This is a genomic window from Actinoplanes sp. NPDC020271 (assembly GCF_044388125.1).
Classification (GTDB): domain Bacteria; phylum Actinomycetota; class Actinomycetes; order Mycobacteriales; family Micromonosporaceae; genus Actinoplanes.
The window spans coordinates 19,383-37,431 of sequence record NZ_JBIRWQ010000032.1; the positions used below are offsets into that span (position 1 = coordinate 19,383).

Consider the following 18,049-nt stretch of genomic DNA (forward strand, 5'->3'; position numbering starts at 1 on the left):
AAGCGCTTCAGCTAATAAATCACCGTCGGGTGCCGAAGTGACCCTTGTGAGCCCTGTCCCCTGGTTACCCGGAGCGGCCCGATGACTGACCTGGTCCCCAACGCCGCATTTCCCCCGCCCGCGGCCGTCGCGCCCAACCCCTACCCGGGCGTGGCCGAGCGCGCCTTCGCCGATCCGACCGACATGGCGATCGCCCGGGCCGCCGCGCTCTTCGAGAACATGCAGCCGGCCGAGGCCGCCGGCATGCTGGAACCGGTCCTGGCCGGCAACCCGCAGACCCCGGCCGGCTGGATCCTGATGGCCCGCGTCCGGCTTGCCTTGGACCAGGTGGAACCGGCACTGGCCGCCGCGCACAGGGCGATCGAGCTGGCCCCCGAGGACCCGCGGCCGCTCGCGATCGCCAGCCGGGCCCTCACCCTGCAGAGCAAGCACGACGAGGCGATGTCGATGGCCTACCGCGCCGTCATCGTCGAACCGAAGAATCCGCTCTGGCACGACCGGGTGGCGTGGGCGCTGCTCGCCGCCGACCGCCAGCTCGCGGACGCGGAACAGGCCGCGCGTACGGCGATCGGCCTGGATCCGAACGAGGCCCACTACTACTTCACGCACGGGGTGGCGCTGGCCGCGCTCGGCCACGTCGACCAGGCCCGGCAGGCGTTGACGACGTCCCTGCGGCTGGAGCCGAACAACCCGGTGGCCCGGCAGCGCCTGGACATCCTCAACGGGGTCGCGGTGCCCGTGGTGGAGAAGAAGAAGCGCGGGTGGAAGCTGTTCGGGCGCAAGGGGAACGAGGCGCCGGTGCGCCCCGAGGAGCGCACCTGACCGGCGCCCTATCCGACGGCAGTCAAGAAGTCCGAGTAGAACACGCCCAGGCCGACCGCCACACAGACCCCGGCGATGGTCCAGAACCGGACCACGATGTTGACCTCACTCCACCCGGCCAGCTCGAAGTGGTGATGCAGCGGCACCATCCGGAAGACCCGTTTACCCGTGGTCCGGTACGAGACGATCTGGATCACCCAGGTCACCGTGATGATGACGAAGAGCCCGCCGATCAGGATCGACAGCAGCGTGGTGTGGGTGGCCACCGCAAGGCCGCCGATCAGGGCGCCCAGCCCGAGCGCGCCCACGTCGCCCATGAAGATCCGCGCTGGGGAGGTGTTCCACCACAGGAAGCCCACGCAGGCCGCGGCGGCCGCCGCGGCGATCATGGCGATCTCCAGGGGATCACGGACCTCGTAGCAGTACGCAGCCCCGCGAGCGTACGTCTCGTCGGCGCACCAGTGCCGGTACTGCCAGTACCCGATCAGCGCGTACGCGCCGAGCACCAGGGTCGACGCGCCGGTGGCCAGGCCGTCAAGGCCGTCGGTCAGGTTCACGCCGTTCGACATCGCAGTGATCACGAAGACGAACGCCATCACCGCGCCGACCTTGCCGACATCCAGCCAGCTGACGTCCCGGATGAACGAGATGTGCTCGCTGATCACGGTCTGGCCGTTGGTGCTGGTCGCGTAGAGCGCGACGACGCCGAGCCCGGCGCTGATGATCGCCTGGCCGAGCAGTTTGCCCCTGGCCGACAGGCCGTCGGAGTTGCGCTTGCGGACCTTGAGCAGGTCGTCGACGAAGCCGACGGCGCCGCAGAAGACGAACAGGCCGAGCAGGACCAGGGCGGTCATGGTCGGCTTCTCCTGGGCGATCTGCCGGTCGGGCAACGTCGTCAGCGCGAAGTGCCCGGCGACGTAGGCGACGAGGGTCGCCAGGATGAACGCCACGCCACCCATCGGCGGGGTGCCCTTCTTGCCCTCGTTCGAGGCGAGTCCGAGGGATCGGATCGGCTGCCCGGCCTTGAGCGCGCTGAAGACCCGGATCGCCACCGGGGTGGTGAGCAGCGAGACGATGAATGCGACCGCTGCCGCGACGATGACCGCCCTCACCGGTGTACCTCCACGAGATCCGGATTACTCACCGGCATCCCCGCCACGCTCTGCGTATCGGATAAATCGGCATCAACGATCACGGTGGACGATCTTGCCACCCGGCGCCGACGGGAAGGGCTCTGGGCCCCCTCACGCCCGCGGTTCCGGGATCTTCCGGGCCCGGCGCCTCAGCAACAGCCACACCAGCCAGCCCGCGCCGATGATGAACCCGAAGCTGATCACCCGGTAGAGGACCACCGCCGCAACCGCCCCGGCACTGGTCAGACCACCCGCGATCAGGCCGAGCACGAGGGCCGCGTCGACGACACCGAGGCCGCCGGGAACCACCGGCACGCTCGCGGCGGCCATCCCGGCGCAGTACGCGATCAGCAGGTGCACCGGAGTGATCCGATCCGCACCCACGGCCACGCAGCACACCCACAGGCACAGCGCGTCGAACAGCCAGTTGGCGCAGGCCAGCAGCACCGCCACGGCGAAGTGCACGGGATGCACCCGGATCGCCCGCAACTGGGTGACGAAACCGAACAGCCGGTCGGCACCGTGTTCCGGCGGGCGCCGGCGGACCCGGTTGACGCTGCCGAGCAGGGCCCGGACCGGCCGCTCCAGCCACAGCGGATGCCCGGCGAGGAGACGGACGGCGGCCGTCACCGCGATCGCCCCGGCCGCGTATCCGGCCAGCGAGCGCCAGCTGCCGGTGTTGCGGGCCAGCAGCCCGCCGACGGAACCGACCAGGATCAGGGCGCCCGTGGAGAGAACCCCGCTCAGGGCGATGCACCAGGAGGCTTCGGCGGGAGAAACGCCGTACCGTCGCATCTGCCGGAAGTTGAAACTCGTGGAGAAGACCGGCCCGCCCGGCAGCGTCACGCTCAGTGAATGCGCGGCGTAGGCCATGGCGACGTGGCGGCGCACGCTGACCTTGGTCCCGGCGCCGCGCAGCAGGGCCCGTTGCATCCGCGCGTAGGTGCCCATCGACACGATCTCGGCCGCCAGCGCCGCGCCCACCCAGCCCCAGTGCGGGGCCCGGAGCTGCGCGAACGCTTCCCGCAGGGCGGGCCAGCCGAGGATCAGCTCAGCGCCGAGCACAACTGTCATCACGGCGGCCACCAGCGGTCCCCGACGCCACCGTCGCGGTGGGCCGGTCGCCGGCGTGGCCGTCGCCGGAGCGCCGGTCGCGGTCATCACCTCCGATCGTGCCACTTCCGGCAACTTCGCCATGCACGTTTGCGCCGGTGGCAGGCTGTTTCGCATGCCACGTCCACGGATCGTCATCGTCGGGGCCGGCTTCGCGGGATACACCGCGGCCCGGCGCTTGGCACGTATCGCCCGGGGCCGGGCCGAGATCGTCCTGCTGAATCCGACCGACTACTTCCTGTACCTGCCGCTGCTGCCCGAGGTCGCGACCGGCCTGCTGGAACCGCGGCGGATCTCGGTGCCGCTGGCACTGCCCGGGGTGCGGGTGCTGCTGGGGCATGCCGGCTCGTTCGACCTGGACGCCCGTACCGTCGAATGGGCCGACCCGGAGGGCAAGCGCGGCGTCGTCGGATATCACCGGCTGGTGCTCGCCCTGGGCAGCGTCAACAAGCTGCTGCCGGTGCCGGGCGTGACCGAATATGCTCACGGCTTCCGGGGCATCGCCGAGGCGCTCTACCTCCGCGACCACCTGACCCGGCAGATCGAGCTGGCCGCCCAGTCCGACGATCCGGTGGAACGTCAGGCCCGGTGCACGTTCGTCGTGGCGGGCGCCGGATACACCGGGACCGAGGTCGCCGCGCAGGGTTCGCTGTTCACCGCGGCGCTGACCGCCGGGAAGTCGCTGTCGCCACGGTGGCTGATCCTGGACACCGCGGATCGACTGCTTCCGACGCTTGACCCCCGGCTTTCCCGTACGGCCGCGGAAGTTCTCCGCCATCGCGGCGTGCGCGTGCTGACCGGCACCGGCGTGTCGAACGCGGGCCCGGACGCGGTGCGGCTCTCCAACGGCGAGCGCGTGCCCACGAAGACCCTGGTCTGGTGCGTCGGGGTGCGTCCGGAGCCGCTGGTGGCCGGCCTGGGCCTGGCCACCCGGGACGGGCGGCTGATCGTGGACGAGTTCCTCAACGTGCCCGGCCGGCCGGACGTCTTCGCGTGCGGGGACGCCGCGGCCGTGCCCGACGTGCTGCACCCGGGGGCGCTGACCGGGATGACGGCGCAGCACGCGGTGCGGCAGGGGCGGCTGGTCGCCGGCAACGTCGCGGCGTCCTACGGGCACGGGCGGCGGCGGCCCTACCGGCATCGCGATCTCGGCTTCGTGGTGGACCTCGGTGGCTGGTCGGCGGCGGCGGATCCGTTCGGGGTCCCGCTCGGCGGGGCCGCGGCCAAGGCGGTGACCCGGGGTTACCACCTGATGTCGATGCCCGGGAACCGGATCCGGGTGGCGGCCGACTGGGTGCTGGACGGGATGCTGTCGCGTCAGCCGGTGCAGCTCGGGCTGGTCCGCGGCAGCGCCGTCCCGCTGGCGGCCGAGCCGGACTGATCCGGTTCAGCCTTCCGGGTGTACGCGCTCGGGGCGGTGGGCACCGGGCACGCGTTGCCGCGGAACCTTGACCGCCTCGACCGGGTCGGCCTCCTCGGGAACCGGCCGCGGCGGAGGGCTCACCGGCGTGATCACCACCGCGGTGCCGCCCAGGCCGATGCCCGCGTACCGCACCGGCCGCACCGACCGCAGCGCCAGCGCATGAACCGAACCGGTCACCAGGCATCCGGCGAGTCCGCCGAAGACCACCGCCGGCCACGGCGACCCGGACGGCACACCCAGCAGCTCCGGCAGGTTGAGGCAGGCCAGGTAGAGCAGCACCCCCAGAGCCACCGCGGACAGCACCGGCGCGGCGAACCGGCTCCACACCCCCTCCCGCCCCGGGACCCGGTTCAGGTGCAGGAGCGCGGCCACCGCGGTGAGCAGCAACAACACCAGAACGGCGAGGCTGCCGCCCACGGTCAGCCAGCGAGCGGTCCGGGCCGACGATCCCGCCCCGGCCAGGGCCGCTCCGAGCAGCGCGGCCCCCGCGACGAGCGTCTGGGTCAGGGAGGCGGCGCGCGGCGCGCGGGTCCGCTCCGACACATTCCCCAGTACGGCCGGAAGGACCCGTTCCCGTCCGAGCGCGAACAGGCAGCGGGCCACCGCCTGGTGCACCGCCAGGATCCCCCCGAGCAGGCCGGTGAGCAGCGCCAACCGGCCGGTCGTGACGGCCCACGGGGCGAGCCTCTCGTCGGCCAGGGTGAAGAGCAGCTCCGGGCCCCGCGCGGCGGCCCGGCCGGCGACCCCGCGTGGACCAGCGGCCACGATCATGCTCCAGGTGACCCCGGCGAGCAGGAGGGTGAGCAGCACGATCGTCACCCGGGCCCCGCGACCGGCGGTGCGGTGCGGATCCCGGGCCTCCTCGGAGTAGGCGGCGGTGGTCTCGAAGCCGGCGAACGCCAGCACCGCCACGGCCAGCAGCAGGCCGAGCAGCGGACGATCAATCGCGGACAACTCGGTGGGCAGGAACGTACTGGTCGTGATCCGTCCCCCGGCCGGTCGCACCACGAACGCACCGGCCAGACCCGCGAGCACCGCGGCCTCGACGACGGCCAGGACCGCGATCGCCGCGGCGGCGAACTCGGCCCGCAGCAGGCCGCCGAGCGCGACCACCGCCCAGCAGCCGGCCGCCACTGCCCACCACGGCGCGGTCACCCCGAAAAAACTGTGCAACAGAGGTGCCGCGGCCTGACCGGCGAGTGCGTAGAGGCCGAACTGGATGGCGTGGTAACCGGCGAGCGCGAGCCAGGCGGCGATCAGCGCGGCGGGGCGTCCGAGGCCGCGAGCCACCTGTGGATAGGCCGCTCCGGCGCTCGGGGTGCGACGGATCATGGCGGCGTACGGCGTACCGAAAAGGAACAGCACCACCGCGACGGCGACGACGGAGAGTGCGGCCAGCGGTCCGGCCCCGGCGGCCAGAACCGGCGGGATCACCAGGACCACCGTGGCAGCCGGGACCGCGGCGGCCACGCCGATGAACGCCACGTTGCCGGCGCCGAGGCGACCGCGAGCAAGCCCGGCCGGCGCCGTATGTGGAGGTTCCTCAGGGGTGGCCACGGACTCTATTCAGGCGCACCGAAGCGGACTTTGACAACCATGCGTGACGATACAATGACTGGTCGTGACCAGATTGGCACACCCCTCCCGCTACCAGGTTGCAATTCCTCAACTGGGCTCGGCGGTAGCCGACAGCAACGTTGTGCTCGCCACCCAGCAACTGACGGAGTTCCTCGCCGTCGTAGCCGATCGGCCCGATGAGGCTGCCGCCCAGCACGCTGCCGTCGAATGCGCGGTACGCGCGCTCGACGCCGACCTAGCGGTCCTGATGGTCGACGGCGGCGTGGTGGCGGCGGTCGGGCTGCCGGTCGAGCGGATCCCGGTGTACGCCCTGACCGAGATCGCCGCCGGCCACCGCACCACCGTCCAGATCGACGCCCGCAGCTACGCGGTGACCCTGGCCCCCCTGGGCGGGGTCGCGCCGGGTGTGCTGCTGCTCGGCCGGGAGACGCCGTTCACCCTGGAAGAGGTGTGCCTGCTGCGCGGCATGGCCCGCGTGCTCGAACTGAGCCTGCAAGCACTGCACCTGATCGAGATGGAACGCCGCCAAGCCGCCGAGAACGAGACCCTGATCAACTCGCTGCAGCGTCGTCAGCGGCTCTTCGACGAGCTCAGCGCGGTGCAGCGGGCGATCGCCCGGCGCGAACCGCTGCGCCGGATCCTCGACCAGATCACCGCGGGCGCGTCCGAACTGCTCGGTGTCGAACTGGCCGGGCTCACCGTGCTCGACGTCGACGACCCGAGCCGGACCAGCCTGTTCGCCAGCCGGGGCGTCACCGACGAAGGCATCCAGCGCATGCAGTCGATGCCGGTCGCCTCGCTCGGTGTGGCCGGGCTCGCGATGATGGGCAACGAACTGGTCGCCGTCGACGACTACGCGAACTCGCCGATCGCGGTGCCGGAGATCGTCCGTGCGCAGCTGCGCAGCGTCATGGCGGTGCCGGTGCACGAGGACGGCGTCGTGGTCGGGGCACTGTTCGTGGGAACGTTCCAGGCCTTACGGGAATGGGACCGCCAGTCGCAGGAAGTCCTGCAGGCGTTCGCCGAACACGTCAGCCTGGCCATCACCGACGCCCGCACGCTGGGCGAGATGAACCACGCGTTCCACGACTCGCTGACCGGCCTGGCCAACCGCTCGCTCTTCACCACCCGGATGGAGAACGCGCTGGCCACCACCGGATCCAGCGGAGTCGCCGCGCTTCTGGTCGACCTGGACCGCTTCAAGGTGGTCAACGACTCGCTCGGGCACGCGATCGGTGACCGGCTGCTGACCGCGGTGGCCGAACGACTGCGCGAATGCCTGCGCGGCGGAGACACCGCGGCCCGGCTCGGCGGGGACGAATTCGCCGTCCTGCTGCCGAACGTCGCCGGCCTGGAGATGGCCGTCCCGGTCGCGCGGCGGATCGTGGCCGCGCTACGGGAGCCGTTCGAGCTGGACGGGCGGGAGGTCTACGCGAGCTGCAGCGTCGGCGTCGCGTACGCCGAAGCCGGCAGCACCGACGCCGACGACCTGCTCGTCCGGGCCGACCTGGCCGTCTTCGAGGCGAAGAAGCAGGGCAAGGACCAGCTGGCCGTCTTCGAGCCGGAGATGCGCGCCTCCTTCCAGAAGCACCTCGAAATGGAGGCCGACCTGCGCCGAGCGGTGCTGCGGCACGAGTTCGAGCTGCGGTTCCAGCCGATCGTGCGGCTGCGCACCCAGGAGATCTCCGGGCTGGAGGCGCTCGTGCGCTGGCAGCACCCGGAACGCGGCATGATCCCGCCGATGGAGTTCATCCCGCTGGCCGAGGAAACCGGGATGATCGTGCCGATCGGCGAATGGGTCCTGCGCGAGGCCTGCCGCCAGGCCGCCCGGTGGAACGCGGACCGTGACGCCGACACGCCGCTCACCGTGAGCGTGAACCTCTCCGCGGTCCAGCTGGAACGCGCCGACCTGCCGGTGCTCGTCGCGTCGGCGCTGGAGGACAGCGGGCTGCCGGCGAAGTGCCTGATCATCGAGCTGACCGAGTCGCTGCTGGTGGACCACCGGCCGGAGACGCTACGACGGCTGCACGAGGTCAAGGCGCTCGGGGTGCGGCTGGCCATCGACGACTTCGGGACCGGGTACTCCTCGCTGGCGTACCTCCGGAACTTCCCCGTCGACATCATCAAGATCGACAAGTCGTTCGTCGACGACATCGGCGACATGCCGGCCGCGGCGGCGCTCACCCTCGGGATCATCCAGCTCGGGCAGGCGCTGCAGCTCTCCACGATCGCCGAGGGGATCGAACATGTCGCGCAGCTCAGCGAACTCGCCGACGGCAACTGCGAGCTGGGGCAGGGGTACTACTTCGCGGAGCCGCTGACCACGGCCGCGATGGACGACCTGCTGTCGTCGACAACTTCGCCCCTCGCGTCACCCGCGTCCGACGCCTCGCGCACGTCCGTCGGAGCATCCACGTCCATCGGAGCATCCACGTCCGTCGCGTCGTCCACGCCCGTCGCGTCCTCCGCGTCCGTCGCCTCGCCCGTCTCCGCCGCGTCGCCCGCATCCGAGGTGTCTCCCGCGCCTGGTGCCTCGCCGGCCTCGGAGGGCTGACCGGTCCCGGTCCGGGCTGGTTCGCCGGGGTGCTTCAACCGTGTCGAGGCACCCCGGAGAACCAGCCCGGGTCGGCCAGGATCGCACCCAGGGTGGCCGCGCCGAGGCCGGCCAGGACGCTGACCAGCGCATAGGCGAAAGCCTTGGCCTGCTCCCCGCGACGGGCGAAGGTCAGCGTCTCCCAGGAGAACGTCGAATACGTCGTCAACGCCCCACAGAAACCGGTCCCGAGCAGCGCGGTCAGCGCCGGGGAGAGTCGCAGGCCGAGCAACAGGCCGAGCACGAACGACCCCACGACGTTGACCGCGAGGGTGCCCCACGGGAAGCCGGTGCCGTAGCGCGTCTGGACGTAACGGTCGGTGAGGTAGCGCAGGGGTGCGCCGATCGCCGCACCGAGAGCCACCATCAGCACGGTCACGCTCGCTCCCCCGTTTTCTCCCCCGTTTTTGCTCCCACCGAGACGAGGGCGCTACCGGCCCAGACCGCGAGCAACGCGCCCACGATCGTCGCCGCCAGGTAGATCACCGGCGCCCCGCGCTGCAGGTCGACCTCCGCGGTCGAGAACGTCGTGTACCCGCCGAGCACGCCCGTACCGAGGAAAAGCCTGGTCAGCCTGCTCTCGGGGCGGAATTGGGCGAGCGCGGTGTAGAGCACGCCGATCAGGAAACACCCGGAGACGTTGATCGACCACGTCGCCCACGGAAACTCCGCCGGCGCGTGCGGCCAGGCGACACCGACGCCGTAGCGGGCCAGCGCGCCGAGCACCCCACCGGCAGCGACGGCGGCCACGCCGCGGCGGTCCACGTCGAGATCCATGTGCGGTCACGCTATCGCGCGGGCGGCCGGGGGGACGTGGCGGCGTCCTCCCCGGCCGGTTCCGGGCGCTTGGGACAGATCCACCAATCGCATGAAACGACCTGAAACAGGCGATGTAAATGCCCGTTGACCTGTGCCTGAGCGGTTTCAGAGTCCACTGTAGGCGACGATCTTGCGCGGTGGAAACCCGGGCCCTGGCGACCGCATGAAGATCAACCCCCGATGTGCGTACGCCGAAAGCCGTGCAGTCCGGGTGCGCATCGCACCCGGACCGGGCCGCTGACCTCAGCCGACCGGGATCAGCGGACGTCGCGCCTCCACCGGCTCGACGACCGGCTCCACGTCGTGAGCGATCTCCGGCAGCCACCGCAGCCAGCTCGGGAGCCACCAGTTCGCCCGGCCCAGCATCGCCATCACGGCCGGCAGCAGCACCGCCCGGACGATCGTGGCGTCCAGCAGCACCGCCGCCGCCAGCCCGACGCCCAGCTGCTTCGTCGAGTTCAGCGGGAGCGTCGCGAAGAGCGAGAACACCGCGACCATCACCACGGCCGCGCTGGTGATCACGCCGGCCGTCCGGCCGATGCCCTCACGAACCGCCTCCCGGGTGCTCAGACCCCGGTCGTAGCCCTCCCGGATCCGGCTGAGCACGAAGACGTGGTAATCCATGGACAGGCCGAACAGGATCACGAACAGGAACAGCGGCATCCAGTTGGTGATCCCGCCGCTGGAGACGAAGTCGAGCTGCTTCTCGAAGTGCCCGTACTGGAAGACGTAGACGAGCATGCCGTAGGCGGCGGCGACCGAGAGCAGATTGAGCACGACCCCGGTGATCGCGACCACGACCGAGCGGAACGACACCAGCAGGAGCAGGAACGCCAGGCCCAGCACGAAGCCGAACACCCAGGGCAGGCTCTCGTCGAGCTGCTCGTTGAAGTCGGCGTTCGACGCCGTCTCGCCGGAGACCAGGGCGGTCGTGCCGGGCAGCGCGCCGAACGTGGCGGGGACGATGCGGCCGCGGAGCGTGTCGAGGGCGGCCATCGCCGTACTGTCGTCGCCCTTGCCTGGAAGGCCGACCGAGACGACCGCGACCGTACCGCCGGGGTTGATCTCGACGTCGATCGGCTCGACGAGCTGTCCGCCGGCCTTCGCCTCGGCGCGGAACTTCGTCAGCGCCTGCTGGAACTCCGCGCTCTTGACCGTGCCACTCTGCACGACCACCCGGGCCGGCGTGGTCTTGCTCGGGAACGCCTCACCGATCGCCTTGTACGCCTGGACGATCGGCGCGTCGTGCGGCAGGTCGTCGATGCCTTCGGCCTTGGTCTTCAGGTCCAGTGCCGGGGCCGCCAGCGCGCCCAGTGCCGCCACCGCGACCAGCACCGAGATCAGCGGCCGGGCCAGCACGACCCGGAGCAGCCCGCCCCAGAACCGGCCGTCGCTGCGACGCCGGTAGAGCCCCGGGATCTTGATGGCGTCGACCCGGTCGCCGAGAGCCGACAACAGGGCCGGGAGCACCGTCAGGGAACCCAGCACCGCGGTGGTGACCACCAGGATGGTGCCCAGCCCGAAGCTGACGAACGTGGTGTCGTGCGTGAGGAACATGCCGGCCATCGCCACGATCACGGTGAGGCCGGAAACCCAGATCGACCGGCCGGAGGTCTGCGCGGCGATCATCAGCGCCCGCTCCGGATCGGCGCCGTTGCGGCGCTCGTCCCGCTCGCGGCGAATGTAGAACAGGCAGTAGTCGACGCCGACGGCAAGCCCGACCAGCAGCATCACGTGCGAGGTGGCGTCGACCGTCGGCGCCAGGCGGCTGAACGCGGCCATCAGGCCGATCGCCGCGATCACCGCGGTCACGGCCAGGCCGACCGGGAGCAGCGCGGCCACCACCGCGCCGAACGCCACCAGCAGGATGCCGAGCGTGACCGGGATCGAGAGCATCGACAGCCGGGCGAGCCCTTCGTCGAGCTCGTCCCCGATCAGCTTGTCGCCGCTGGCGTCACCGCCCTCGGCGATGAACAGCTCAGGGTGCGTGGCCCGCACCTCGGCCACCGCGTCGAGTGCCGGGCCGACCCGGTCCTTCGCGGTCTCCGGGTCACCCTTGAGGTCGAAGGTGATCAGGGTCGACCGGTTGTCCGGCGACTGGATCGGCTCCTGCACCCCGGTGACGTCGCCCAGCCCGGACAGCGCCGTCGTGATCTCGGTGCTCGCGGCGGCCCGATCGGCGCCGGACCGGTCCTGGATCAGCACCATCTCGCCCGCCGGCCGCACCGGGAAGCCCGCCCCCTCGACGATCCTCTCGGCCCGGCCGGAGTCACCGTTGCCCTGCTCGGCGTTGGTCGCGGCAAGGCTGCCCAGCACACCACTGAGAACGGTGGCGGCGGCCACGAAAGCGATCCAACCCAGGATCGCGAGTGCCCGGTGGCGGGCGCTCCAGATCGCGACGCGAGGCGCGATTCCCTTGACTTTCCCCCTGTGCTCCATGCCTGAGAACGCTATGGATCGCAGTGACTTGGTTGAATCAGGCGAGCCCCCGAATCGGGGTGGGGATAACCCTACGTCTGGAGGTAGGCCAGCACTGCCAGGACGCGTCGGTGCTGCTCCTCGTCCTGGTGGAGGCCGAGCTTGGTGAAGATGTTCCGGACGTGCTTCTCCACCGCGCCCTCGGTCACCACCATCTTGCGGGCCACCGCGGTGTTCGACATGCCCTCGGCCATCAGGCCCAGCACCTCGCGCTCACGCGGGGTCAGACTGCGCAGCGGATCGTCACGCCGGCGCCGGACCAGCAGCTGGCCGACCACCTCGGGGTCGAGCACCGTGCCGCCCTCGGCGACCCGGCGCAGACCGTCCAGGAAGTCGGCGACCAGCGCAACCCGGTCCTTCAACAGATAGCCGACCGCCCCACGGCGATCGGCCAGCAAGTCGTCCGCGTAGGAGACCTCGACATATTGGGAGAGCACCAGGATCGGCGTGCCCGGGACGGCACCCCGGGCCTCGACCGCGGCCCGCAGGCCCTCGTCGGTGTGGGACGGCGGCATCCGGACGTCCACGATGGAGACGTCCGGACGATGCTCCTTGATCGCTTCCACCAGGGAGGGCCCGTCCCCCACGGCCGCGACAACGGTATGCCCGTTCTCCTCGACCAGGCGAACCAGGCCCTCTCGCAACAGCACCGCATCGTCGGCAATCACCACCCGCATGCGGCCACTCTGTCAGAGCGGCAGTGCTGCTGTCAGGCGGGTTCCCTCACCCTCCGCACTCTCGACGGCCAGCACCCCGCCGGCCGCCTTGACCCGGTCGTCGAGGCCGGCCAGGCCGTGCCCCTTGGCCAGGCTCGCGCCGCCCACCCCGTCGTCGGCGACGGTGACCAGCAGGCCGGTGGCGATCCGCTGCACGCTGACCTGCACCTCACTGGCGTGGCTGTGCTTGGCGACGTTCGTCAGGGCCTCGGCGACCACGAAGTACGCCGTCGACTCGACCGCCGGGTTCAGCCGCTCGAAGACCGGGGCGTCCAGGTCCACCGGGACGGTGCAGCGGCCGGCCAGCGCGGTCAGCGCCGCCTGCAGACCACGGTCGACCAGGATCGGCGGGGCGATCCCCCGAGACAGGGCGCGCAGCTCGTCCAGCGTCTCCCGGGTCTGGCTGATCGCCTCGGCGACCGTGGCCCGGGCCAGCTCAGGATCGGTGGCGAACTGCTGCTCGGCGCGGCCCAGATCCATCGCGAGCCGGACCAGCCGCTGCTGCGGACCGTCGTGGATGTCGCGCTCCAGTTTGCGCAGCGCGGTCGCCTCGGCCGAGACGGCGGCCGCCTTCTGACCCAGCGCGGTGTCCCGGGCGGCGTTCGCGTCGGCCACCTGCTGGCGCAGCTCGTCCACCCCGCTGAGCAGACCCCGGGCGAACTGCGCCTCGAGCAGCGCCGCGCCGCGGACCACCGGGATCAGCGTGATCGCGAAGAACAGGCCCATGATCAGGTAGAACGAGATCCGGACGAACGCGGTGTCCTGGAAGCCGAGCAGCTCGGGCAGCTCCTGGTTGTCCGGCGTGTGCGGCAGGGCCCAGTCCCACGCGGCGTAGGTGAGGCCGCTCAGCACTCCGGTCCACCAGACGAAGACGAACGAGAAGGAAATCGTGCTCGGGATGAAACGGAAGATGCCGTGCACCAGGTCCAGCCAGGACTGACCGTCGGCGAGCGGGCTGAACATCTTGCCGATCCAACTCTGCGACTTCGACGCCCGGTAATGCGGATGCGGGATGCGCCGGCGCAGCACCGGGCCGATCCGCAGCCGCTCCAGGTAGGCGAACCCGCGGGACATGGCGAGCGAGCCGGCCAGCAGCGGCAGACCGATCCAGATGATCGCGGTGCCGATGCCGGTCAGGAGACCGGTGATGCACAGGACCAGGGTGATCAATCCGAGCGGGAAGCCGAGCAGCACATACTGCGTGTCGACACCCAGCTGACGCAGGTAACGCCGGGCCGGGGCGGCGGAGGAGGTGGCCGGAGCACCGGCGTACGAGATTGTCATGTCCTCCACGCTAGGCATCGGAGCCCTCCGAACCGATCCTGCGGACCGCCCACCCGGCAGTAGGGTTAACCCGACTACCAGGGTGCGGTCACGTCGATGACCACCTTGCCGACGGCGTGATTCTCGACGGCCTCGTGTGCCCGCGCCACCCCGTCCAGCGGAAAACGGACAATCGGCAGGCCGTGCTCCTCGCCGACCCGGAAGGCACCCGCGTTCACCGCCTCGGCGACGGCGGCCACCGCGTTCTCCTTCTCTTCCGGCGTCGTCGTGTACGTCAGCACGAAATCCAGGCTGGCGTTCTTCAGATTCGCCGTGAAGAACGGCACCCGCACCTCGCCGGCCACGTAGATCGCGATGTTGCCGGCGGGCGCGAGCACTTCCAGGTCGAGCTCGAGATTCCCGGTGTCGACCTCGGCGATCAGGTGCGGGCCGGTCTTGCTGACCTCGCGGATCCGCGCCGCCACATCCTCCTCGCGGTAATCGATCACCACGTCGGCGCCGGCCGCGCTCGCCAGTTCCGCCTTCTCCTTGCTGCTGACCGTCGTCAGGACGGTCGCGCCGGCCCACTTGGCGAGCTGGATCGCCGCGTTACCGACCGCACCCGCACCACCGGCGACCAGCACCGTCCGGCCCGCGAGCGCACCCGGCCCCAGCCGCGCCGGGCCGTCGCTGGCCACGGTCAGGCAGCGGTGCGCGGTCAGCGCCGGAATGCCCAGGGCCGCGCCCACCTCGAACGGGATGTCGTCGTTCATCCGGACCACCTGGCGGCGGGGCAGCACGACATATTCCTGGGCGGTGCCGTCAGCCCGGGCGTAAGCGGCGTCCCACACCCAGACCCGGTCGCCCGGCTCCAGATCGTTCACCCCCTCACCGAGCGCGTCGACGACCCCGGAACCGTCCTGATTCGGCACGCGAGGCGGGGCGACGCCGTCGGGCACGCCACGACCGGCGCGCGTACCGGTGTCGGTCGGGTTCACCCCCGAGAGCACGATCCGCACCCGGACCTCGTCCGCGCCGGCCAGCGGCAGGTCACGGTCGACGATCTCGAGAACGTCGGAGGCGGGACCGGGCTCGGAGAAGACGGCAGCACGCATCACCCCACCCTATGCCGGGTCAGAGGTCGCGGCGCATGGCGAGACGGGGCCAGACGTCCAGCCCGTGCGCGGCCTCCTCGGCCCGGATCGCCCGCAACTCCGGCGTGACCTCGGCGTCGGCGAGCCGGCGGAAGCCGAGACGTTCGTAGTAGGGCGCGTTCCACGGGACATCGGCGAACGTGGTGAGGGTCAGCGCCGGTGAACCGTGGTCCCGGGCCCAGGTCACGGCCCGCTCGACCAGAGCCGCGCCGAGCCTTCGACCGGCGGCGACCGGATCGACCGAGACCTGCTCCAGGTGTGCTGTGCGATCGGCCCACTTCACCAGCGCGTACGCGATGGGCCGCCCCTCCTCGTCGTCGGCGACCCAGGCACGGCCGGCGGTCACGTACTCCCGGAGCTCGTCGGCGGAGAACGGCTCGTCACCGGCGACCGCGTCCATGCTCAGGACCAGGAACATCTGCCCGGCGTCGACCTCGATCCGCTGCATTGCCGGAATGTCTGCCTCACGTGCCGGTCTGATCATTGGCCCTCCCGGCTCATTCGACCTCATCGGGCCTCAGTGGTTCCACCCCGTTGCCGAACAGGAGTAGGCACGTCGCTGCCCGACCTCTGGAGGTCCGCGTGTTCACCGTTCTGATCGCCGACGACGAGGTCGACCACCGTGATCTTCTCTCGCTCGCGCTGCGGCGTTTCGGCTACCGGATCGTCACCGCCGAGGACGCCGGCGGCGCGCTGGAGGTACTGGCCCAGGGTGGGGTGGACGCCGCCCTGATCGACGTGCGCATGCCCGGCATTTCCGGCCTCGAGCTGTGCCGCCGGATCCGCAGCGATCCCGCCGTGGAATCGTTACCGATCATGGTGGTCAGCGCGGACGTGCACCGCGACCGGATCACCGACGCGCTGCACGCCGGCGCCGACGACTACCTGTGCAAACCGTTCGCCCGGGACGAGTTGGTGGCCCGGCTCGGCGATCTGCTGCGCCGGCCCGGCACCGGGACGATCCGCTCGGCGATCGCCTCCCGCGCCGCCCTGGCCGCCGCCCGGCACGTCACCACACCGGCACCGATCACCCGATGCGAGGACGTCCGGATCCGCCATTCGGCCTGACACCTGACCGACACCTGGTGCGGCGTAGGGTCGCCGCATGAATCCGGTTCGGTACGGCACCCCCGCCGGACGCCTGGTGTTGCTGGCCACCGTGCTCGGCTCCAGCCTGGCGTTCGTCGACGCCACCGTGGTCAACCTGGCTCTCCCCGAGCTGGGCCGGAGTCTCGGCGCGTCCGCCGCCGGCCTGCAGTGGACGATCAACGGATACGCCCTCTCGCTCGCCTCGCTGATCCTGGTCGGCGGGTCACTCGGTGACCGGTTCGGCCGCAAACGAATCTTCATGGCCGGCGTCGCCTGGTTCGCGCTCGCGTCGCTGCTCTGCGGCCTCGCGCCGAACATCGAGCTGCTGATCGCGGCCCGGGTCCTGCAAGGCATCGGCGGCGCGCTGCTCACCCCCGGTGCGCTCGCCATCCTGGAGGCGTCCTTCGCCCCGGAAGATCGGGCCAAGGCCATCGGCGCCTGGTCCGGGCTCGGCGGCATCGGCGGCGCGCTCGGGCCGTTCCTCGGCGGCTGGCTGCTGGAGATCGGCAGCTGGCGCTACCTGTTCCTGATCAACGTGCCGGTCGCCGCGCTCGTCCTCTGGGTCGCCGCCCGGCACGTCCCGGAGTCCCGCGACCCGGGCGCCGCCCGCCGCTTCGACGTGGCCGGGCTGCTGCTCGGCGCGGCCGGGCTCGGCGGTCTGACCTATGGGTTCACCGCCTGGCCGGCGCACGGCGCGGGCTCGCCCGTCGTGCTGATCCCGCTGGTCGTCGGCGTGCTCGCGATGGTGGCGTTCGTCGTCGCCGAGATCCGCTCGTCGCACCCGATGGTGCCGCCGGAGATCTTCCACCACCGCGCGTTCACCGGGGCGAACCTGGTGACGTTCCTGGTCTACGCGGCCAACGGTGGCGTGTTCTTCCTGGTCGTGGTCAACCTGCAGGTGGTCGCGGGCTACCCGGCGCTCGGCGCGGGCCTGGCCATGCTCCCGGTCACAGTGATCATGCTGCTGCTCTCGGCCCGGGGTGGGGCGCTCGGCCAGCGGATCGGGCCGCGCATCCCGATGACCGCCGGCCCGCTGCTCTGCGGTGCGGCCCTGGTCCTGATGTCGATGATCGGCGCCGACGCGCCCTACCTGACTCGCGTCCTGCCCGCGGTCGTGCTGTTCGGACTGGGGCTGGCCCTGCTCGTCGCCCCGCTCACCGCCACCGCGCTCGGCGCCCTCGACGACGCGCACGCCGGCATCGCCTCCGGCGTCAACAACGCGGTCGCCAGGGCCGCCGGCCTGCTCTCGGTCGCGGTCCTGCCGCTGGCCGCGGGGCTCGGGTCCGGGTCGCTGACCGAGTCCGCCGAGCTGCACCCCGTCTACCGGAACGCGATGCTGATCTGCGCCGTCTTGATGGCGGTGGGCGCGGTCACCGCGTTCCTCGTCATCCCGGTCCGCCTCCCGGCCAAGCCTTCCGCGAAGCGTTCCTTCTGCGACCCCGCCTCCCCGCCGGTCCACCCCCGCCCCGCCACAACGCAATAGCCGCCACCGGCACCGTCAGGGCCGCGGCTCCCGGGCCGGGCGGCGGCCTTGCCGCGGAGACGCGGCCGGGCAGTCTCGGACATACCGCACACCGGGCCCGTTCACCCGCGCTCCGGCTCACCCGTGGCCGGACCCAGCCCACCGCGGGACAGAACCCAGCGCTCGGGGCGGCAGCAGGGCCCAGGAAGACCGTTCTCAGCGCCCAGCCCGGGGCGGGAGGCGCGGCTGGGGCGTGCTCGCGGTAGTCACGGAGGTCCTAGGTGGACGGGTTTGACCGCGCCCACCCACGGACGCCGCCCTGGAGGGCTGAGCGTTCTGGGCGCCCCGCGCCCTGCTCAGCCCGTAAGGGCCCCCGCGGGAGCGACGGCCCGGACCACGGCGGAGA

The 18,049-nt window shown here is 71.4% G+C and carries 15 protein-coding genes; 5 read left to right on the forward strand and 10 right to left on the reverse strand.

Translation table 11 applies throughout. The annotated features are described in order from the left end of the window. Positions 1–81 precede the first annotated feature (81 nt). Entirely contained in the window at positions 82–822 is a 741-nt protein-coding gene (locus ACH442_RS41400) for a tetratricopeptide repeat protein (protein WP_396343616.1), read from the forward strand. Between the two features lie 8 nt (positions 823–830). Here ACH442_RS41400 and mraY read toward each other — a convergent pair whose 3' ends face one another. Both mraY and ACH442_RS41410 read right to left on the reverse strand, forming a co-directional pair. Then, on the reverse strand, positions 831–1,934 hold the full coding sequence (mraY, locus tag ACH442_RS41405; protein WP_396343617.1) for a phospho-N-acetylmuramoyl-pentapeptide-transferase: 1,104 nt from the start codon (positions 1,932–1,934) through the stop codon (positions 831–833). 132 nt (positions 1,935–2,066) lie between these two features. After that, positions 2,067–3,029, reverse strand: a complete 963-nt coding sequence (locus tag ACH442_RS41410) for a YbhN family protein (RefSeq protein WP_396343697.1) — start codon at positions 3,027–3,029, stop codon at positions 2,067–2,069. A 154-nt stretch (positions 3,030–3,183) separates the two neighbouring features. On the opposite strand from ACH442_RS41410, the gene ACH442_RS41415 reads away from it, so the two are divergent. After that, positions 3,184–4,449 (forward strand): NAD(P)/FAD-dependent oxidoreductase, encoded by a 1,266-nt coding sequence (locus ACH442_RS41415; protein ID WP_396343618.1) that lies wholly within the window; start codon positions 3,184–3,186, stop codon positions 4,447–4,449. 6 nt (positions 4,450–4,455) lie between these two features. On the opposite strand, the gene ACH442_RS41420 is transcribed toward ACH442_RS41415, so the two are convergent. Then, positions 4,456–6,048, reverse strand: a complete 1,593-nt coding sequence (locus tag ACH442_RS41420) for an amino acid permease (protein WP_396343619.1) — start codon at positions 6,046–6,048, stop codon at positions 4,456–4,458. 64 nt (positions 6,049–6,112) lie between these two features. Here ACH442_RS41420 and ACH442_RS41425 point away from each other — a divergent pair, with 64 nt between their 5' ends. Further along, the gene (locus ACH442_RS41425; protein ID WP_396343620.1) at positions 6,113–8,623 is read left to right on the forward strand and encodes a putative bifunctional diguanylate cyclase/phosphodiesterase; all 2,511 of its coding nucleotides are present in this window, start codon (positions 6,113–6,115) and stop codon (positions 8,621–8,623) included. 34 nt (positions 8,624–8,657) lie between these two features. Here ACH442_RS41425 and crcB read toward each other — a convergent pair whose 3' ends face one another. The 7 genes from crcB to ACH442_RS41460 all read right to left on the reverse strand — a co-directional run bounded on the left by crcB (position 8,658) and on the right by ACH442_RS41460 (position 15,540). Next, complete coding sequence (gene crcB, locus ACH442_RS41430; protein WP_396343621.1) at positions 8,658–9,041, reverse strand: fluoride efflux transporter CrcB; 384 nt, start codon at positions 9,039–9,041, stop codon at positions 8,658–8,660. Beyond that, positions 9,038–9,439 carry a fluoride efflux transporter FluC gene (locus ACH442_RS41435; protein ID WP_396343622.1) on the reverse strand — a complete coding sequence of 134 codons (402 nt, stop codon included), beginning with the start codon at positions 9,437–9,439 and terminating at the stop codon, positions 9,038–9,040. The genes crcB and ACH442_RS41435 overlap by 4 nt, the downstream gene beginning before the upstream one ends. 285 nt (positions 9,440–9,724) lie before the next feature. Continuing rightward, positions 9,725–11,920 (reverse strand): MMPL family transporter, encoded by a 2,196-nt coding sequence (locus ACH442_RS41440; protein WP_396343623.1) that lies wholly within the window; start codon positions 11,918–11,920, stop codon positions 9,725–9,727. A gap of 71 nt (positions 11,921–11,991) precedes the next feature. Beyond that, entirely contained in the window at positions 11,992–12,636 is a 645-nt protein-coding gene (locus ACH442_RS41445) for a response regulator (protein WP_396343624.1), read from the reverse strand. A 12-nt stretch (positions 12,637–12,648) separates the two neighbouring features. Further along, positions 12,649–13,959, reverse strand: coding sequence for a sensor histidine kinase (locus ACH442_RS41450; RefSeq protein WP_396343625.1), 1,311 nt, complete (start codon positions 13,957–13,959; stop codon positions 12,649–12,651). A gap of 74 nt (positions 13,960–14,033) precedes the next feature. Next, a complete protein-coding gene (locus ACH442_RS41455) occupies positions 14,034–15,053 on the reverse strand; it encodes an NADPH:quinone reductase (protein ID WP_396343626.1) in 1,020 nt (339 codons plus the stop codon). 19 nt (positions 15,054–15,072) lie between these two features. Next, positions 15,073–15,540 (reverse strand): GNAT family N-acetyltransferase, encoded by a 468-nt coding sequence (locus tag ACH442_RS41460; protein WP_396343627.1) that lies wholly within the window; start codon positions 15,538–15,540, stop codon positions 15,073–15,075. 134 nt (positions 15,541–15,674) lie between these two features. On the opposite strand from ACH442_RS41460, the gene ACH442_RS41465 reads away from it, so the two are divergent. Then, entirely contained in the window at positions 15,675–16,160 is a 486-nt protein-coding gene (locus tag ACH442_RS41465; RefSeq protein ID WP_396343628.1) for a response regulator transcription factor, read from the forward strand. A 37-nt stretch (positions 16,161–16,197) separates the two neighbouring features. Then, complete coding sequence (locus ACH442_RS41470) at positions 16,198–17,664, forward strand: DHA2 family efflux MFS transporter permease subunit (protein WP_396343629.1); 1,467 nt, start codon at positions 16,198–16,200, stop codon at positions 17,662–17,664. Positions 17,665–18,049 lie beyond the last annotated feature (385 nt).

Coding starts and splice junctions, on each gene's coding strand:
- ACH442_RS41470 (WP_396343629.1), top strand. CDS start 16,198: ATGAATCCGGTTCGGTACGGCACCCCCGCCGGACGCCTGGTGTTGCTG.
- ACH442_RS41435 (WP_396343622.1), bottom strand. CDS start 9,439: ATGGATCTCGACGTGGACCGCCGCGGCGTGGCCGCCGTCGCTGCCGGT.
- ACH442_RS41410 (WP_396343697.1), bottom strand. CDS start 3,029: ATGACAGTTGTGCTCGGCGCTGAGCTGATCCTCGGCTGGCCCGCCCTG.
- ACH442_RS41440 (WP_396343623.1), bottom strand. CDS start 11,920: ATGGAGCACAGGGGGAAAGTCAAGGGAATCGCGCCTCGCGTCGCGATC.
- ACH442_RS41455 (WP_396343626.1), bottom strand. CDS start 15,053: ATGCGTGCTGCCGTCTTCTCCGAGCCCGGTCCCGCCTCCGACGTTCTC.
- ACH442_RS41415 (WP_396343618.1), top strand. CDS start 3,184: ATGCCACGTCCACGGATCGTCATCGTCGGGGCCGGCTTCGCGGGATAC.
- ACH442_RS41460 (WP_396343627.1), bottom strand. CDS start 15,540: ATGCAGCGGATCGAGGTCGACGCCGGGCAGATGTTCCTGGTCCTGAGC.
- ACH442_RS41450 (WP_396343625.1), bottom strand. CDS start 13,959: ATGACAATCTCGTACGCCGGTGCTCCGGCCACCTCCTCCGCCGCCCCG.
- ACH442_RS41445 (WP_396343624.1), bottom strand. CDS start 12,636: ATGCGGGTGGTGATTGCCGACGATGCGGTGCTGTTGCGAGAGGGCCTG.
- ACH442_RS41400 (WP_396343616.1), top strand. CDS start 82: ATGACTGACCTGGTCCCCAACGCCGCATTTCCCCCGCCCGCGGCCGTC.